The organism is Geobacter sp. OR-1, assembly GCF_000813145.1.
Classification (GTDB): Bacteria; Desulfobacterota; Desulfuromonadia; order Geobacterales; family DSM-12255; genus Geoanaerobacter.
Genome location: NZ_BAZF01000050.1, coordinates 1 through 1,559 on the forward strand (window position 1 = coordinate 1; position 1,559 = coordinate 1,559).

The 1,559-nt window shown below is 40.4% G+C and carries 2 protein-coding genes; both read right to left on the minus strand.

The annotated features are described in order from the left end of the window. Positions 1 to 949 precede the first annotated feature (949 nt). Positions 950 to 1,285, minus strand: a complete 336-nt coding sequence (locus tag OR1_RS20395) for a hypothetical protein (protein WP_041974980.1) — start codon at positions 1,283 to 1,285, stop codon at positions 950 to 952. An 18-nt stretch (positions 1,286 to 1,303) separates the two neighbouring features. Beyond that, positions 1,304 to 1,559, minus strand: a 256-nt coding sequence (locus OR1_RS22395) for a hypothetical protein (protein WP_160295293.1), incomplete at its 5' end; no start/stop codon positions are given.

A 1,559-nucleotide genomic window follows, 5' to 3' on the forward strand; every position in this document is an offset into this window, starting at 1 on the left:
TTTTTGGGTATAAAGATGGCGCAGAAGGCCAGAAACGGAGGTGTACCGAGCCAAATTACGAGCATGGGTATGAATTAGGATTTCTGTTCTATTCCGAAGGCTTTTGGCTTCAACAGAAAGGGGGTGATTGCTAACAATAATACAAGAACAGACTATGAAAGGGGGGTATCAAGGGGCGAATCGATGCTAGAAGCAGAAGAACCAAACAATGCAGAATATATGCGAGGTTACAATCAAGGTTGGTATCTTTCCTGGCTGGTGTTTTATGAAGACGAATAATACAGACTATGAAAGGGGGTATAAAGACGGCTACGAAGGCAAGATTGTTAACCTTCAAACCTCAATAGAAAGCGAGGACTACAAAAGAGGATATAAGGCAGGGTGCAATGCTGGTTGTGTTGACGACATGGTAACATGGCCGGATGATTGGTGGTGGATGTAGTCAGAATTTAAAAAGGCTCCCAGGAATGGACGGGGAGCCTTTTTTGTTTTTAAGATTTTCTTGTTATAAGCCAGTCTTTCACCGGCATGGAACGGGCAGAGCGGATTGTATTTTAATAGGTTTTTTAATGGGTCTATTCAGAATGAGCAAACGCGGAATTGTCAAATTATGCACCCATTATTAATATTTTTAATGGGTTCAATTACCCGTTCTTAAATGGGTCTATTAATGGGTCGAATAAAAATCACACCCGAAAAAGAAAAATTTACTTACTCATTTACTCAAAATATCCTGTTTAAGAATGAATGCCTAGGGTCATTCTAAAAGCCCTAAATATGGCCTTTCGAGGATATAAAAGCTTATGTAGAACTTACTCAGTTACCCAGTGACAAAAACTAGTTTTATTATAACTTCCTCAATTGTAGTTCATTTTAATGTGCCGTTCATGGCCAGAAAATATTAAATTAATATTATTCCTGAGTACCAAAAACGAAAAAGAATAGTTCCTCATGTTGAGGAAATTGCCAGTGCCTCTTTCAAATTCTTCACTACCTTGAAATCAACCCCAATCGTGGAGAAATGCTTTTCGCCGCATTCAACCTTTTTCCGTTCACTGTCACGTAAGCCGTCTTTGTCGGTTGTGCTCTTGGTTTTCCCAATGACACCGCAGTCACCTATATCGACTTCAATGCTGTCAGCATTAAGGTCAAGTCCATCAACCGGAAAGTTGCTTTTTGCATCGACTATAGCCTCCTGAATTGCTTCATGGCTTGTAATCCCCTCACCGATGCCTAAAATTGAATAGCCGTTCTGATAGATTGCTACGTGAAATTCGTCTGTCATGCTTTTTCTCCGATTCATTTAAATATCCAAAAATAACTCGCCGCCATTGACTTCAAACTCAAAATTGCCGCCGAAAGCAACTATTAGGTCATATGTGTTTTCGGTGATGAATGCATGGTAAACATGTCCATGAACGCCAGCCCCGCCTCTTTCTGTGTCAATGCTGTCGGGATTAAGGTCAAGTTCATCGAATGGGAAATTGTTTTTTGCATCGTCAATAGCCTCCTTAATTGCCTGAAGGCTTGTCATGCCCTTACCAATGCCCAAAATTGAA

Excerpts from the sequence above, each read along its gene's own strand:
- OR1_RS20395 (WP_041974980.1), bottom strand. The coding sequence starts at position 1,285 with ATGACAGACGAATTTCACGTAGCAATCTATCAGAACGGCTATTCAATT.